Raw genomic sequence first — 16,560 nt, forward strand, 5'->3', positions numbered from 1 at the left:
ATTACAAATCCCTTCGCAGTCTTGGGTCGAGCATGTCCCGCAACCCGTCGCCGACCATTTGCAGCGAGAGCACGGAAAGAATGATGGCAAAGCCAGGGAAATAGGTCATCCAGTCGGCCTGACCGATATATTGGCGACCGGCGGAGATCATGGTTCCCCATGTTGGAATTTCAGGGCTGACGCCAAGCCCGAGAAACGAGAGGCCAGCCTCGGCCAGCATCGCACTGGCAAACAGAAAGGTGCACTGCACGAGAATCGGCGAGATCAGATTGCGCAGCACATGGCGGGTCATGATGTGAAAGGTTGAAATGCCGAGCGCCTTTGCCGCCTCAACATAGGGCAACTCTCGGATCACGAGTGTCGAGGCGCGCACGATGCGGGCAAGGCGCGGCGAATAGACCACGGCAAGCGCGATGATGACGGTCGTCAACGACGGGCCGAGTGCGGCCACCAGCGCAATTGCCAGGAGAATATCGGGAAACGCCATCATGGCATCGATTAACCGGGCAATCGGCGTATCCAGCTTTTTGAAGAAGCCGGCAAGCAGGCCGAGCGTAATGCCGATCAGGGCCGATAGCGCGACCACTGCGGCGCCAACGAGAAGTGATAGCCTTCCCGCGTAGATCGTACGGGAAAAGACGTCACGGCCAAACTCGTCGGTGCCGAACCAGTAGAGTTCGCTCGGCGGTTTCAGGCGATTGACAATCGAGAGTTTCGACGGGGAATAGGGCGCGATCATCGGCGCAAAAACCGCGAGCAACACGAAGATCAACAGCACGATCAGGCCAGCGGCGACCGTCTTGCGCTTCAGCAATCGGCGAATGAACAGCCAGGTCGGGTTGCGTGCCGGTGGAACGCTTGAAACAATGTCAGCCATCAGTAACGAACCCTCGGATCGACCAGCAGATAGAGCATGTCGATTGCAAAATTGATGAGCACGTAGAGCCCGGCGATGACGAGAAGCGCACCCTGAATGACCGGATAATCGCGACGCAGCACGGCAGAGACGACGAGGTTACCGACGCCCGGCAGCCCGAAAACCGTTTCCGTCACAACAGCACCTGAAATCAGCACGGCGGCAGTCAGACCAAGCACTGTGAGGATGGGGATCAGGGCGTTCTTCAATGCATGTTTCATCACCACGCGGCGCTCTTTCACGCCTTTGGCTCTGGCGGTCCGTACATAGTCGTCGCCGAGGACATCCAGCATCGAAGCGCGCGTGAAGCGCAGAATGAGCGCCGAAGAGACGAGCCCAAGCGCGATTGCCGGCAAAGTGAGGTGATACATGCGCTCAAGAAAACTTGCGCCCGGCCCACCATAACCCGACACCGGGAACAGATCGAGCCGCACGGCGAAGAGCTGCATCAGGATGAGCCCGAGCCAGAAGCTTGGAATGCTGGCGGCCAGCATCGCGACGGTCGTTGCGGCCTGATCCACGAAAGAACCGCGCCGGTATGCTGCGTAGATGCCGATCGGAAGCGCGATGACGCTCGCGATGAGCAGCGAAAAGATCGTCAGGAAAAATGTCGGCTCCGCCCGGTCCAGCAAGGCCGATCCAACGGGCATGTTGAGAAAGATCGACTGTCCGAGATCGCCCCTTAGCAATTGCCCGATGTAATAGACATATTGCACGCCGAGCGACTGATCGAGACCGAGCCGCGTGCGAAGCTCAGCGATATCCTGCGCGGAGGCATCCGGCCCGAGCATCACGGCAGCCGGGTCGCCGGGCGTGACGCGCAGGATGACGAAAACGATGGTGACGACGAGAAACATCACCACGATCATTCCCGCAAGTCTCTGAAAAATATAACGTATCACGAATAAGGGCTCCGAAGCGCTTGATTGCCGCTATCAGGCGACGGTTGAACCGGGTTGCTTAAAAATCGACTCCTCGCTTCCGTCATGCCGGACTTGATCCGTCATCCAGCCACCACACGTCTGCGTGGTGAAAAGCTTTTTCCGATCAATGACTTGATCGCGCTGGACCCCGGCTCAAGGCCGGGGTAACGGTGTGCGGTGTCGGCCTTATTTCGTGACCGAGGCATTCCAGAAGTAAGGCCAGGGCGCGGCGTCGACTCCATCAAGCTTGTTGGACTTCGCCGCTACGGCGTTGAAGTCGCCGATCTTGAGGAGCGGCAGCTCCGCGTAGATCGTCTTCTGCACGTTGGCCCAGAGCGCGATGCGCTTATCAGGATCGACTTCGGCGGTAAAAGCGTCGACTGCTGCCTTGCGTGCCGGCGTATCCCACCAGCCCGGCGAGCTCGTGGACAGCGCACCCATCAATGCGGGCTCCGGGAGGAAGGGGCTGTGGCTGATGTAAATATCCCAAAGCTTGGGATCGGCCCGGCGCTGTGTCAGCGTCGCCCAGTCCACCACCTGCATGTCGACCTTGAAGCCGGCGAGTTTCAGATATTCGGCTGCGACCTGCGCCATTTTATAATGGAATTCATATTGGCGACTGGTGAGAATGCGAAGCGGCTCGCCATTATAGCCCGCGGCCTTCAGCTTTTCGGCTGCAGCTTCGGGATTGCCGACATTGTAATTGCCCTCCACGCCCTCTTCCGTGTGCCAGGAGAAGTTATCGGGATAATAGGCGCCATCGAGGGCGTAGAACTCCGTGCTGCCGAAAGCAGCAGCCAACATGTCTTCCGTATTCAGCGCCTCAGCGACCGCCTTGCGGACCTCAAGCTTGGATGAAAGCCCTTCCTTGGTGTTGAAGACAAAGACCGGGAACCCGAAGGGCTTCAGCATGAGCGGCTGCGACGCCGAAGACGACTTCACCTTGTCGAAGGATTCAACGGGGATGGAATCGACGTAGTCATATTGTCCCGAGACAGCCGCCTCAACGCGTGTGTTCGGATCGGGCACCGGCACAAAGCGGATTTCATCGAGATATTGATGGCGCGCGCCACCGTAACCGTCGCTTTCGCCGTCGCGGGATTTGTAGCCATCGAAACGAACGAGCTGGATATATTGGTCGGCCTTGCGCTCCTTCAACATATAGGGGCCGGTGCCGATGAATTCGGCCATCGGCTCCGCCTGCTTTTCAGCCGGGAGAATGATGGCGGCGGAATTGTTGAAAGCGAGGAGCGACGTAAGCGGCGCATAGGGCTGCTTGAGGGTGATCGCGACCGTTCCGGCGTCGGGTGCGGAGATGTTCTCGATAAATCCGGCTGCCTGTTTGCCACGCGAGGCAATCTTCATCCAGCGTCCGAGCGAGGCGACGACGTCTTCCGATGTCATGTCGCTGCCGTCATGGAATTTGATGCCCTGGCGCAGCTTGATCGTGTAGGTCTTGCCATCGGCGCTAATCTCCGGCAGCGCCTCCGCCAGAAGCGGCGTCACCTTCCAGCTCTTGTCGAAGGTGTAGAGCGTTTCGAAGATATGCTGCGTGACGATGCCGACAAGATCGGCCGTTGACGCCATCGGATCGAGTGTCGGCGGCTCGCCGATCGTCGCGACATTGATCACGCCGCCCTTCTCTTGGGCCATCAACACACCCGGTGCAAGCAGCAAAGCGGCAGTGGCGAGAAATGCGAGTTTACGTCTCATGGTCAAGCTCCCAGCTCTTACGTGTTCCATTATTATGTTATATGCATCTTTATAACAGAATATATCGATAAGACGCCTTGTCAATCACAATGCGTGCGACGAAGCACTCGAAGATCGGGATTGTCGTCGCGGGAGTGGAAAAGGTCCGCAGCGGCCTTGTGAGGTTAGGATGTGTCTGGAGCCTCCAGATGTGGAGATGCGAGTGATACTCGCGGGGTCTGTCCTGAGCGACCAACCGTTGCATTGCCTATGAGGCAGGGCTTTCGCTGCCCGGCAGCCATATGCGCCATTACAAAAGTTTAAGGTGATTTTGCAGCGCATTGGGTGTCTTGTGGAGGAAAGCTGCTCCCAAGGCTTGCCGCACATGTTCGGGAAACATGTAATCTCATTCGCGGAATCGTCAGATGAAACGTTTCTGGACCGCCCTTAGCGTTCTTGCCATCGCAGCCGCCGGCGGCTGGTATTTCAGGGATCGCCTGCCACTCGACAAAATCCCCTATTTCAAACAGTTTGCCGTCACGCCGCAGCCAACCGGCGCGGAAACCGCAGCGCAATCGACCCAGAACGGCCAGCCTGCCCGGCAGCAGGGGCAAAGACAAGGTGGGCGGCGCAACGGAGCACCGCCGACGGTCAGCACCATTGCCGTCAGCAAGGCGACACTGCCAATGGATGCGACAGCGACCGGTTGGGCAGTCGCAGCCGACATCACCAATATTGCACCTCTTCAAGCTGGCCTTGTCACCGAAATCGCGGCGAAGGACGGCCAGCATATCAAGGCTGGCGATCTGATCCTCAAGATGGACGATCGCATCGCACGCGCCGCAGTGGACAAGGACAAGGCCAATATTGCCGCCGATCAGGCCACGCTTGAGCAGACGGAGGCAGCTTTCCAGCGTGCCGCGAACCTCGTCAAGCAAAGCGCCGAGTCCCAGCAGGTGCTGGACCAGGCAAGAGCGGCCCGCGAGAGCGCCAGCGCAAAGATCGACGCGGATAAGGCAACGCTTGCATCGGATCAGGTGACGCTCGAGCATATGGAAATCCGCGCGCCCTTCGATGGCCGGCTGGGCGATATCACGGTTAGTCCCGGTGCCTATCTCAGCGCCGGCATCAATATTGTGACGATCACCAAATATGATCCCATTTCGGTAAGCTTCCGGCTTTCCCAGCGGTACCTGCCGCAATTGCGTGAAGGCATCGCGAAGGATACCGCTGTCGATGTCGATCCCGCCGCGACCGGCGGTGAGGCCATGTCCGGCGCGCTGCGTTTTTACGACAATACGGTCGACCAGGCATCCGGTACGGTCTTGGCCAAGGCGGAATTCAAGAATGATCGCGGCCTTTTGTGGCCCGGCCAGTCCGTTAATGTCACGGCTCACTTCATTTCAGACGACGAGATGATCATCGTGCCGACCGTTGCCGTGCGACCGGGGCCGAAGGGCAACTTCGTTTATACCGTCGATAATGATCACCATGCGCATATGACCCCCGTGGAGGTCGCCCGCTCCAATGGAGATTCGACCGCCTTAGCAGGCGGCCTCAATGGCGGCGAACACGTGATCGTCGAAGGACAGTCCGGACTCGCCGATGGTCAGACTGTGGTCGAGCAGTTTTCCGATAAGGGCGGCACAGCCGGTAACCTGTCCGCCAACATCCAGCAGGACAAGGTGGGCAGCCAATGATCCCAAGTTTCTGCATCAACCGCCCTGTCGCCACCACGCTTCTTGCCATCGGCCTCGTGCTGGCCGGGCTTGCGGGCTTCCGCCTGCTGCCCGTCGCCGCCCTGCCGAAGGTGGATTTTCCAACGATCAACGTCTCTTCATCGCTGTCTGGCGCTTCGCCACAAACCATGGCGACATCGGTGACGACGCCGTTGGTCAAACAATTCGAGACCATTCCAGGCGTTAGCGAAATCAGCGCCACGAACACGCTCGGCAACAGCTCGATCGTGCTTCAGTTCGACCTCAATCGTGATATCGACGCCGCCGCGGCCGATGTTCAGGCCGCAATCTCACGCGCACAACGGCAATTGCCGAGCAACATGACGACGACGCCGAGCTATCGCAAGACGAACCCGGCCGATGCGCCAGTGTTGCTGCTTGCCGTCAACAGCAAGGAAATGCCCACCAGCAAGGTGGATGAGATCGCCGAAAACATCATCTCACCGCTTCTCTCCACCATCTCGGGCGTTGCCCAGGTCAGTATTTATGGCGCGCAGACCTATGCGGTCCGTATCGGTCTCGATCCAGCGCAGCTTCAGGCAAGAGGCCTTGGTGTCGACACTGTCACAACGGCCATTGCCCAGGCCAACAATCAGGTGCCTGTCGGCGCGCTCCAGGATGATAATCAACGGCTGACGATCGAGGCTGATACGCAGCGGACCAACGCAGACGCCTTCCGCTCGCTGGTCGTTTCAACCACCAATGGCGCAAGGATCCACCTCGGCGATATCGCCAATGTCACCGACAGCATCGACAACACCAATGCCGGCAGTTGGTTCGATGGCGACCAGGCGATCATTCTCGCCGTGCAGCGTCAGCCCGACGCCAACACGGTAGAGGTTGTCGACGCCATCAAAGAGAAGTTGCCCGCGCTGCGGCAGCAATTACCGCCTTCTGTGAATATCAACGTGATGAACGACGCTTCGACAGCGATCAAGGATGCGATCTCCGACGTTCAGTTCACGCTGTTTCTGACCATCGGCCTTGTAGTTGCGGTCATATACCTCTTTACCGGCCACCTCACCGCAACCATTATTCCCGGCCTTGCGGTGCCGCTGTCGCTCATCACGGCTTTCGGCATGATGTATGTGCTTGGCTACAGTATCGATAACATCTCCCTGCTCGGCCTGACTTTGTCCGTGGGGCTGGTGGTGGATGACGCGATCGTCATGCTGGAGAACATTCTGCGCCTGCATGAGGAGGGCCTGCCGATGCGCGAGGCTGCGCTGCAGGGTGCCGCGGAAGTCAGCGGCACTATCCTGTCGATGTCGGTCTCGCTGGTTGCCGTTTTCATCCCCATCCTGTTGATGGGCGGTGTGATTGGCAGGCTCTTCAACGAATTCGGCATGGTCGTCACGCTCGCGATCATGGCATCGGCGCTGGTTTCACTGACGGTGACGCCCATGCTCGCCTCGCGTCTCTCCGGCCACACTTCCAAACCGCCGGCGATCATTCGCTGGTTCGATGCCGGGTTCGAACGCACGCTGCGTGGCTATGGCCGCGCGGTCAGCTGGTGTCTTTCCCACCGTGGTATCGTGCTCGCGTCTTTTCTCGCGTCCATCGCTGCATCTGCCTTCCTCTTTGAAACGCTGCCGTCGAGCTTTTTCCCGCAGGAAGATATTGGCCGCCTTTCCGTTTCGACACAGGCGCGAGAGGATATTTCCTATACGGCGATGCGTGATCTTCAGGCGCAGGTCGCCGACCAGATTCGGAAAAATCCGGCCGTTGTTCATGTCACTTCCATTGTCGGCGGCAATTCCCGCAACCCGCTGAACAACGGGTCGATGTTCGTGGAACTGAAACCCAAGGAAGAGCGTGCTCCGCTGAGCCAGGTGCTGGCGGAACTGGGGCAGACAACATCAAAGGTCGCAGGCATCCGCACCTACATCAATCCGCAGCAAAGCCTGCGTTTCGGCGGACGCAGCTCCGCAAGTCAATATCAGCTCGTGGTTCAGGGCCTGAACGCCGACACGACGACCGAGTGGTCGAACAAGCTGATGGAGGCGATGCGCCGCGACCACACATTTACCTCCGTCACATCCGACGCCCAGAATGGCGCGATCGCAGCCACCATTTCGGTTGATTCAGAAAAAGCCGCGGCCTTCGGCATTACCAATGACCAGCTGCGCAAGACGCTGGAAATGTCTTTCGGCGGTTATACGGCAGCGCAAATCCAGTCGACTGGCGATAGTTACGACGTCATCGTCGAATTTGACAGCTCCAAACCCTGGAGCGCTGATTTTCTCAGCGACATCAATATCCTCTCCGCCAAGTCAGGCGTCCTCGTTCCGCTGTCCAACTTTGCTTCGCTCACGCGCACGCAGGCGCCTGTCACCATCAACCAGACGGGCCAGCTTGTCTCCACTACCATCTCCTTCAACCTACCGGATGGGGTCGCGCTTTCCGATGCCACAAGCCGGATCGACCAGATCAAAACGACCATCGGTCTGCCGCAGGATGTCTTCACCAGCTATGGCGGCACGGCGGCGATCTTCCAGCAGAGTCAAGGGAATACCGGCATCCTCATTTTGGCAGCTGTGTTGACGATCTACGTTGTGCTGGGCGTGCTCTATGAAAGCTTCATCCACCCGCTGACCATCCTCTCCGGCCTGCCGGCCGCTGCCTTTGGCGCACTGGTAGCGCTTAAGGTGATGGGCATGGATTTCTCGATCATTGCGCTGATCGGCCTCTTGATGCTGATCGGCATCGTCAAGAAAAATGCGATCATGATGATCGACGTGGCAGTGGAGCTCATACGCGAAAAGGGCGAGGCGCCGGCGACCGCCATTCACGAAGCCTGCGTCCGGCGTTTCCGGCCGATCATGATGACGACCTTCTGCGCCCTTCTCGGGGCCCTGCCCATCGCACTCGGCTCCGGCGCAAGTTCGGAACTGCGCCAACCACTTGGCATCGCGGTGGTCGGTGGTCTTATCGTCTCGCAATTGCTGACGCTCTTCATCACGCCCGTCATTTTTGTGGAAATGGACCGATTTGGCCGGTTCCTGTCAGGGTTGTTTTCCCGCAAGAAAAATGTCGAGCCCCATGCGCCACAGCAGGAACCGGGCGCGAAACCTGAGCCGGATTCCGTAGCGGCCTAGCGCATTTCCTCAAGGCGTTTCAACGCCTGGGGAAACCCTTTTCCCTGCAGCTGAAACGAGACAATGCGACCCTGCAGATCGGGCGCCTCGATTGTGAGTGTCTGTTCCGCCTTCAGCGCCGAGACCAGCTCGACAAAGGGCGAGAAGGAAACAACGCAGCCAACCGGTAAGCAAGTGCTGACCTGCACCTCCTGCAAGCGCATATTTCCCGATTTGACGGAAAAGAGCTTGGTGACGGCCAGACCAAAGGGCAGAACCATCGTGCCAGCAAGCTTCCCCGGTGCTTCTTCACCGGCGAGCCGGAACTCCACGGAAACGACGAGCTTGCGGGTCTTCTCCTCCAATTGCACCTGGGCCATCGCGCAGGTCCGCTTCGTCTCCTGCGTCGCGCCAGAGGCTTTCTCGGGGCCATCGTCATTTCCGGGTGCAGTACAGGCGAGCTGCCAGCTTCCGTGAGCCTCGTGCAAGGATGCTGCGCCTTGCGACGTCTCCTGTGCAGCTGCGATGTCGAGAGAAAATGCGACGAACAGCAAAGTGAAAGCCATAGCACTTGCGCAACGCGTCTTTTTACACCGCATCAGAAACGAACCCCAAGTTCGGCGGCAGCGGACTGATCCATCAGGCCAGCGCCGAAAACTGCACCATAACGGAATGTCAACGTGGCGGACGGCGTGAGATCGTAGCTTAGCCCCAGATTAAGTATTGCTGCGTCTCGCGAACCTGTAGTGCTCGCGATCGAAAACGCCTCCCCGCCGTCGTAGAAAAGGCTGCTGCCCATCGCAGTGTCGCCGTAATTGTGACGCCAGGCGAGATCGAACATTGCGCGGCCAAGCATGCCTCCCAGCGCGACATCCCTTGTGATGCGCGCACCGAGCGTCGTGGAAAGCTGTTCGTAGCGTGCAGACGCTGAGGACACGGCGGCGATCCCGCCTTTTTCGCCAAAAGCGTCGGTACGGCTGTTTACGTAGGCGATGTTGGCATAGGGCTCGACATGGGTCAGATCGAAATCGAAACGCCAGGCTGCTTCGGCAAAGACCTGCGACGTCGAGCCGTCATAGCTGGCGGAGAGGTTTTCGCTGAGTGTCGAGAAAGAGACAGAGCGGCGCGTATCCATATCCTGAAAGGCATGGATCGCCCCAAACCGCAGAGACGCAGGCCCGATCATTGTGCCCGCATAAGCAGCCACATAATAACTGTCGACCTCTGCTGAAGCAGCAAATGTCGTCTGGTCAATCCTCTCGTGGCTGTAACCGCCCGCCACACCGGCGCGCCAACTTTTCCCGAGCTCACCATCAAGTCCGAAGAGAATGCCGCCGTCCTTGCTATCAACCGATGACCCATTGCCATCGCCATCAACACGTCCACGCGACCCGAAACCACTGGTCCAGAAGCTCGGCGATCCTTCATCCTCGAACAAGAAGTCCCCGTCGTGCTTCCCATAAGCGACGGGCATGATTGGCCGTGCATCGATGCTGTCGAAGGCGCGGCGCAGCCGATCCAGAATAACGTCCCGGGTCTGGCTGCTGCGATTGACCAGGGTCATGGCAACCGACGGATGGATTTCTCCGGCAAGCTGCGAAAATGCCAGTTGCGTTTCACCGCCCTGAAGGAAAATGGCGGACTGATACAGGGCTGCATTTTCTCCGAGGGCCTGAACGGCGTTGGCCGCTGCTCGGGCATTTGCTGTGGTGGTTTGCGCGGCAAGAGATCCGGGGGCCGACGATGTCGGGCTGAACGACAGATAAGCGGTGCCAGTGTCGTCGCTCTTTGCGACGGTCGCGGTCAGATAGGCAAAATTCTCATCGATGCGGGCGAAAGCGCCGGTTATGCCTCCCGTCGCAGTGAGGATCCGGTAGCGCGTGTTCAGACTGAAAGCAGATCGGTTCGTCAGCGGCGTGACGACGAGAGTTACGTCATTGGCGATTGTTACGGTGCCGTTCACCGCAAGCCTGTCGGAATTACCGGCGGTATCTATATCAACCGCATATTTGCCGCCCGCAGCGAATGTGGCGTCGCCTGTCGATGTCAACGTACCAAGCGGATTGCCCGGAGCCAGCGTACCGCCCGTACCGATAGCAAGGCCGGCAACAGTACCCGTACCGCCGAGCGTCGCGCCGTCGCCCACTGAAACCGCGCTCGCCAACGAGCCATTGACGCTCAGTTTTCCGCCTGAGACCGTCGTCGGCCCCAGATAAGTGCTGACGGCCGAGAGTTCGAGGTCGCCTGCGCCGGTCTTTTCGAAGCTGCCCGTGCCGTGAATCGCATTCGAAAGCCTCCCGGCGCCATCCACGACCAACGCCGCGTCATTGGCGATCTCGCCGGAGCCAAAGCTTCCCGCGGTTCCCTTCAAGGTACCGCCGGATATCGTAGTGCCGCCGGAATAGCTGTTGTTTCCAGAAAGCGTCGTCACGCCATTTTCCGCAACAACGCTGCCCGCTCCCGAAATATCGGCCTTGACGAGGTAGGCAGTCTCAGAGTGATTGAAAACGATCCGGCCAGCGCCGGCTCCAAAGCTGATCGCCTGAGCATCGATGGTACCGGCCGAACGGGCCGTTTGTCCGGAAGCTGCGCCGACATTCAAGACGCCAGCCGAACCGGCAGAGGACGCAATGAGGATGGTAGGCGCCGCGAGCGCTGCGCCGCCTGTTACTTCAACGCTGCCGTCCCCGGCAGAGCCGATGACCAGGGTGTCGTCAACGGAGACGCGCGAGCCGATGCCGTTGACGAGGACGGCACCATCAGACCCCGCCGAATATCCCACGGAAAGCTGATGGGCATCGAGCGACGCACCGTTCGTCACAATCAAACTGCCGAAACCGGATTGTCCGACCGTCATGCGGCCGGAGGCCCCAAGGCCGTTATCGACGTAAGCCGTTATATTCGAGCCGGCACCGGTGATGGTCATCGTTCCCGATGAGCCGGAGAGATCCCCCAGGACCACCTGCCCCGACCGGATATTTCCGCCGGCGCTGGCTGTAACCTCGGCCGAAGCCGTGTCCTGATAACCGGCGATCAAAGTGCCGGTCATCGTCCAGCTGGAGCCACCGCCGGTAACGGTGACCGATGATGACGAACCGCTGAGCGCAGCGACGACACCGTTTCTACTCTCGACAGCGCCCCCGGCTTCAACCGACATCACAGCGTTGCCACTGCGACCGACGATAATGTCGCCCGCGCTGCGCAACGTGCTGCCAGCGCCGGAAATCCGGGCGGAGCCCTTACTGGCGGCACTATTGCCGAGTACGACGGCTTGACTGCTGACGATGCCGCCACCCGTGACGGTCAGGGACCCGGTGCCGGCATCGCCGATCGCAAGTCCGCCACTGCCGACCGTTAAGGCCGATCCCTCGCCATCGATGCTGGCTGCCCCGGTCGCCCCGGCAACAGAGCCGAGCCGGGCGGCGGTGCTCTTAACCGTGCCACCGGCGGTCACATTCAAGGTTCCGTTGCCGGAAGCCCCACCGGGATCGGCGACATCGCCACCGACCTGAAGATTGCCCGTGACCCATGTAGACCCGTCGCCGGCAACGCTCGCAACGGAAGTGGAATGGCGTCCGATGATGGCGCTGTCGCTGGTCGCTGACGCCGCTGCCTCAACAGTAAGGTGCGCACTGCCCTCGTTTCCGACGACCAACTGACCGGTTTCCAGTGCCGAGCCAAGCCTGCTAAGGGTGACTTGGCTTCCCGACGCGGAGGAAAGATTGGCAATGACGGTCGTGGTTTCGCTGAGGAGTTTTCCGCCTCCCGTCACCGTCAGTGTGCTGACACCGGCATTGCCGATGACGGTGCCGGCCGCAACCGTCCAGCGGCTGCCGACGCCGGATATAAGCGCGTCACCTTCCGTTCCTGTCGCCTCGCCCAGAACGGCCCTGTCGCTATTTACCGTGCTTCCGGCAAGAATTTTCAGGTCGCCCCTGCCGCCGCTGCCGGATGGCGCGGCGCTGGCACCGTATCCCACAAAGATCGTGCCTGCTGTAACAAGAGTGGACGAGTTGTCGAGTGTCAGGGAGCCGTTCCCTGTTGCCCCTTCGCCGATGTAGACGGTGCCGGTCGAGGTCGCGCTACCGTGTAAAAGGGAGAGGGTACCGACGCCGTTACCTCCGACCGATAAGAGACCGTGGTTTTGAAGGGTCGCGCCCGAGAACGTGACGGTGCCGCCAATTCCCGCGCCGACCCCAACGCTGAGCGAATTTGAAAACAGGCTCCCATTGATAACCAAAGTACCGGACGAAACTTGTCCGACCGTGACGGAATTGGCCATGGCAGATGTGCTGGTCGCGAGGACCGGGCCATCGCCGTTGATCAACACGTCATCGCCGGCATCGGGCACCCGGGCTGAGGGTGCCCAGTTCGTCGAGGTAGACCAATCGCCGCCCGGAACGCCGTTCCAGTTCAGGGTTTCCGCCCAAGCACTCTGACCAGGGCTAACGGAAAGCAGGATCGACAAAAACCAGCCTGTACCGAACGCTGAATGGCGGCCGGCAGCTTTTCTGCACGCAAGACTTTCCGGAGAGGTTTCCCTTTCCAAAAAGAGGCAGAAACAACCGGACATTCAATCTTCCCTAATGAGCGCCGAACGACATCCATGATTCGGCGAATCATTTCTTCACCGAACCAGGTGCATTAAGCCATTTTGGAAAGTGAGCGCCAGCTATAACGTCACGACGACAGGGTTTTACTTTGAACACCTGGATCAGTGCCGGGAAATGCGGGCGACTGCAGCTGATATCTTGCGTGAAACGCTGGCGACATCGCAGGTTTACTGACGGGCAAATCTCCCGAAGGCCCCACCCGAAAAGCACAGCGGATCGCCATCGCGATGGGCCGCGCGAAGCACTTCGCCGACGATGATCGTGTGGTCGCCCGCATCATGGGCAGCAGCCTTGCAGCATTCGAAACGCGCAAGCGTTCCGGGGATGACCGGCACGCCTTCGTCGTTCAGTTCCCAGTCCAGATCGTCAAAGGCGCGTCCGTTGCGGGTAAAGCGTGCGCTCAACACATCCTGATCAGCGCTCAGCACATGGATCGCGAAATGCGTCGCGCCATTGAAGGCTGAATAACGCGACGAACTTTTGGCCGGCGACCATAGCACCAGAGGCGGATCAAGCGACACGGACGCAAAGCTGTTGACCGTCATGCCAATTGGACCCTCAGGTGTGGTTGCGGTCACGACAGTCACACCCGTCGTGAAAGCGCCGAGCGCATTGCGAAAGCTGCGGCTGTTTTCGCCGCCAGGGACGAATACATGCTCATCCTGCCTCTTGATTGCTTCCGCCACTGTCATCACGGCACCTCTTTTCCAATCGCAAGGGTGTAGAGTTCAAACCACGTCTGGCGATCCATTGTCACGCGAAGCGCATCGGCCGCCGCTCTGATCCGTTCGAGATTATTCGTGCCGAGAACCGGCACGATCTTTGCCGGATGGCGCATCAGCCAGGCAATTGCGACCGCGGTCGCGTCGACACCCTGCTCCTCGCCGATACGCTGCAAGGCAGCCATGGTGCCGCCATGCGCGCCGGAGAAGAGCGATCCGCCGCCGAGCGGCGACCAGGCCATGGGCGATATGCGTCTTTCCTGAAGGTAGGCGAGATCGCCATTTATGAGGGAATCGGTGGCAAGCAGGCTCATTTCGATCTGGTTCGTCACCAACGGGTTGCTCATGGCCGATTGCAGCAGCGAAAAATCCCACGGGCGGAAATTGGAGACGCCAACCGCCTTGACCTTGCCCGACGCCACCAAAGCATCAAGTGCCTTGCCGGTTTCTTCCGCGTCGATCAGCGGGTCGGGGCGGTGAATGAGCAGCAGATCGACATGGTCAGTCCCCATGTCACGCAGCGACGCCTCGACCGACGCATTAATATGGCCCGCGGTGGTGTCGTAATGCTTGACGCGGGCGGTGGCGTGGCGGCCGGCCGGCGCGACGATGCCGCATTTGGTGACGATTTCGATTTTGTCGCGCAAACCTGGCGCGGCTTTCAATCCGGCGCCAAGAATGGCTTCTGCCGTGTATCCGCCATAGATATCGGCCTGATCAATTGTTGTGATGCCCTGCGCGAGGCAGGCCTCGATCTTCGCCTGGACATGCGTCGGGGAGGTGTCTGCGTCGTCACCAATGCGCCACATCCCGTAAACGATGCGGCTGAGTTCAAGCGTGTCAGAAAGACCGATACGTTCCATCAGTGGCGTTCCCCGTTGCCGAGCGGCGTCGCTGGCGTTTCAGAAGGCACCCGGCCGTAGGCGTGTGGCAGGGAGCAGGTTTTCATCTGCGGCAACACCTTGGTGCCGAAGTGTTCCGCCTCGTCGAGATGCGGATAACCGGACAGAATGAAGGCGCGGATACCCATCTTCTGGTAGTCCTCCAGCGCCGAAAGAACCTGATCCGTCGAGCCGACCAGCGCTGCACCGCAGCCGGAGCGCGCCCGGCCGATGCCGGTCCACAGATTGGGTTCGACATAACCGAACTTGTCAGCGAGTTCGCGGGCCCGCGCCTGATGCGAAACGCCGAGTGAACCGCTGTCATGGGCGCGGCTGCGGATCAACTGGCCGTACTCATCGTCGAGCCTAGAGACCAGGTGCTCTGCGTATTCGCGGGCTTCCTGTTCGGTATCCCGCACGATCATGTGCACACGCAGACCATAATCCAGCGTACGACCATGGGCGGCAGCGCGCTCATTGACGGCGCGCATGCGGTCCGCCAGTTGGTCCTTTGTTTCAGGCCACATCAGATAGACGTCGCACTGCGCGCCACAAAGTTCAAGCGCGTCCGGAGAGTAACCACCGAAATAAAGAAGCGGGCCGCCGTTCTGCTGGTAGGGTTTCGCCGGTTCGGTCGATACACCCTTGAACTGGTAAATCTCGCCATCGTGGTCGATGGTGTCGCGGGTCCAGGCCTGCCGCAAAATTTCGACGACCTCGTGGCTGCGCTTGTAACGGAAGGCGCTGTCGGCGACCTCTCCCGGAAAATCCGAGCTGATGACATTCAGCGTCAGGCGGCCCTTCAGCATGTGGTCGAGCGTTGCAACGGTGCGCGCGAGCATGATCGGCTGCATTTCACCGCAGCGGATCGCGGCAAGGAAATTGATGCGGTCGCTGATCGGCGCACAACCGGCGACGAAGCTCAGCGTATCCTGCCCGACCTGATAGGACGAAGGGCAGAGAATGTTGCGGAAGCCCAGCTCCTCGGCTTTCTTGACGATATCGGAGCAATGCTCGAAGCTGGAGCGCAGACTTCCGTCCGGTACGCCGAGATAGGCGTAATCATCGGAACATAATGCGGAAAACCAGGAGACCTCGGCAGCATCAAGATCAGCAGATGTAACGGGCACGACAGTCACGCAATTCCTCCTCAGGGCTGCTCTCGTTTTTCTTGCATAGCATCAAGAAATATGTAAATCAATGATGTATCAATTTTTGTTTTGGGGCTAGGGAAACAGCATATGAAACGCGCTGGCGGCAGTCTGCCAATGTATATCCAGATCGCCGAAATGCTGGTGCGCGAGGTGGCAGCCGGCCGGTTGATGGACGGCGAGAAGCTCGCACCGGAGCGCGATATGGCGCTCAATCTAGGCATCGCAGTTGGCACTTTGCGCAAAGCCCTTGCCGAATTGCAGGAACGGGGCCTCCTGGAGCGCATACAGGGGTCCGGCAATTACATTCGCGCCATCAGTGATCCGCAGAGCGTCTACGCTTTCTTCCGGCTGGAACTTGTCGAAGGCGGCGGTCTACCGACGGCGGAGGTCCTTAGTGCTGCGAGGCTACCCAAACCTTCCGCCCTGCCCTCCTTCGGAACCTCCAACGAGGGGCACCGTATTCGCCGCCTGCGGCGCATCGCCGGCAAACCGGCAGCGCTCGAGGAAATCTGGCTCGACGGCTCCTACGTCGACACTATCGCCACCGAAAACCTGTCGGAATCCCTCTACCTCTATTACCGCACACGCCTCAATCTCTGGATATCGAAGGCGGAGGATCGCATCGATCTCGGCAGCGTGCCGGATTGGGCGCCGGGCATTTTCGGCCAGAAAGCCGGCGCGTCTGTGCCTCGCGTTCTGCGCCTTAGCCACGCGCAGGATGGGGCCGTCGCTGAGGTCTCATGGACCTGGTTCGACCACACCATTGCACAATACGTTTCGCGCATACGCTGAAGACCTTGAAATCGCGCGCGCTTTGCACTGGCCAAGGAGAGCGATATGCAC

Annotated in this window: 11 protein-coding genes; 3 read left to right on the top strand and 8 right to left on the bottom strand. The window is 59.6% G+C overall.

Annotated elements, in window-relative coordinates; all coding sequences use genetic code 11:
- Nucleotide 1: 1 nt before the first annotated feature.
- From AT6N2_RS15285 to AT6N2_RS15295, 3 genes are all read right to left on the bottom strand, one after another.
- A complete protein-coding gene (locus tag AT6N2_RS15285) occupies nt 2–877 on the bottom strand; it encodes an ABC transporter permease (protein ID WP_209090064.1) in 876 nt (291 codons plus the stop codon).
- Nucleotides 877–1,818, bottom strand: a complete 942-nt coding sequence (locus AT6N2_RS15290) for an ABC transporter permease (protein ID WP_063950009.1) — start codon at nt 1,816–1,818, stop codon at nt 877–879. The genes AT6N2_RS15285 and AT6N2_RS15290 overlap by 1 nt, the downstream gene beginning before the upstream one ends.
- Nucleotides 1,819–2,025: 207 nt before the next feature.
- Complete coding sequence (locus AT6N2_RS15295; protein WP_209090068.1) at nt 2,026–3,552, bottom strand: ABC transporter substrate-binding protein; 1,527 nt, start codon at nt 3,550–3,552, stop codon at nt 2,026–2,028.
- 404 nt (nt 3,553–3,956) lie between these two features.
- Between AT6N2_RS15295 and AT6N2_RS15300 the strand changes: the two genes are divergently transcribed.
- Both AT6N2_RS15300 and AT6N2_RS15305 read left to right on the top strand, forming a co-directional pair.
- Complete coding sequence (locus AT6N2_RS15300; protein ID WP_209090071.1) at nt 3,957–5,231, top strand: efflux RND transporter periplasmic adaptor subunit; 1,275 nt, start codon at nt 3,957–3,959, stop codon at nt 5,229–5,231.
- Nucleotides 5,228–8,368, top strand: a complete 3,141-nt coding sequence (locus tag AT6N2_RS15305; protein ID WP_209090074.1) for an efflux RND transporter permease subunit — start codon at nt 5,228–5,230, stop codon at nt 8,366–8,368. The genes AT6N2_RS15300 and AT6N2_RS15305 overlap by 4 nt, the downstream gene beginning before the upstream one ends.
- Here AT6N2_RS15305 and AT6N2_RS15310 read toward each other — a convergent pair.
- The 5 genes from AT6N2_RS15310 to AT6N2_RS15330 form a co-directional block, all read right to left on the bottom strand.
- Complete coding sequence (locus AT6N2_RS15310; RefSeq protein WP_209090077.1) at nt 8,365–8,913, bottom strand: invasion associated locus B family protein; 549 nt, start codon at nt 8,911–8,913, stop codon at nt 8,365–8,367. The two genes, AT6N2_RS15305 and AT6N2_RS15310, sit on opposite strands and share 4 nt — an antisense overlap.
- Before the next feature lie 32 nt (nt 8,914–8,945).
- The gene (locus AT6N2_RS15315) at nt 8,946–12,920 is read right to left on the bottom strand and encodes an autotransporter domain-containing protein (RefSeq protein WP_209090080.1); all 3,975 of its coding nucleotides are present in this window, start codon (nt 12,918–12,920) and stop codon (nt 8,946–8,948) included.
- Nucleotides 12,921–13,127: 207 nt separating this feature from the next.
- The gene (locus AT6N2_RS15320) at nt 13,128–13,652 is read right to left on the bottom strand and encodes a flavin reductase family protein (RefSeq protein ID WP_209090083.1); all 525 of its coding nucleotides are present in this window, start codon (nt 13,650–13,652) and stop codon (nt 13,128–13,130) included.
- Nucleotides 13,652–14,545 carry an aldo/keto reductase gene (locus tag AT6N2_RS15325; RefSeq protein WP_209090085.1) on the bottom strand — a complete coding sequence of 298 codons (894 nt, stop codon included), beginning with the start codon at nt 14,543–14,545 and terminating at the stop codon, nt 13,652–13,654. The genes AT6N2_RS15320 and AT6N2_RS15325 overlap by 1 nt, the downstream gene beginning before the upstream one ends.
- Complete coding sequence (locus AT6N2_RS15330; protein ID WP_209090087.1) at nt 14,545–15,702, bottom strand: LLM class flavin-dependent oxidoreductase; 1,158 nt, start codon at nt 15,700–15,702, stop codon at nt 14,545–14,547. The genes AT6N2_RS15325 and AT6N2_RS15330 overlap by 1 nt, the downstream gene beginning before the upstream one ends.
- Before the next feature lie 102 nt (nt 15,703–15,804).
- On the opposite strand from AT6N2_RS15330, the gene AT6N2_RS15335 reads away from it, so the two are divergent.
- Complete coding sequence (locus AT6N2_RS15335) at nt 15,805–16,509, top strand: GntR family transcriptional regulator (protein WP_209090090.1); 705 nt, start codon at nt 15,805–15,807, stop codon at nt 16,507–16,509.
- Nucleotides 16,510–16,560: the final 51 nt, after the last annotated feature.

The sequence above is a fragment of the Agrobacterium tumefaciens genome (genome assembly GCF_017726655.1).
Classification (GTDB): Bacteria; Pseudomonadota; Alphaproteobacteria; order Rhizobiales; family Rhizobiaceae; genus Agrobacterium; species Agrobacterium tumefaciens_B.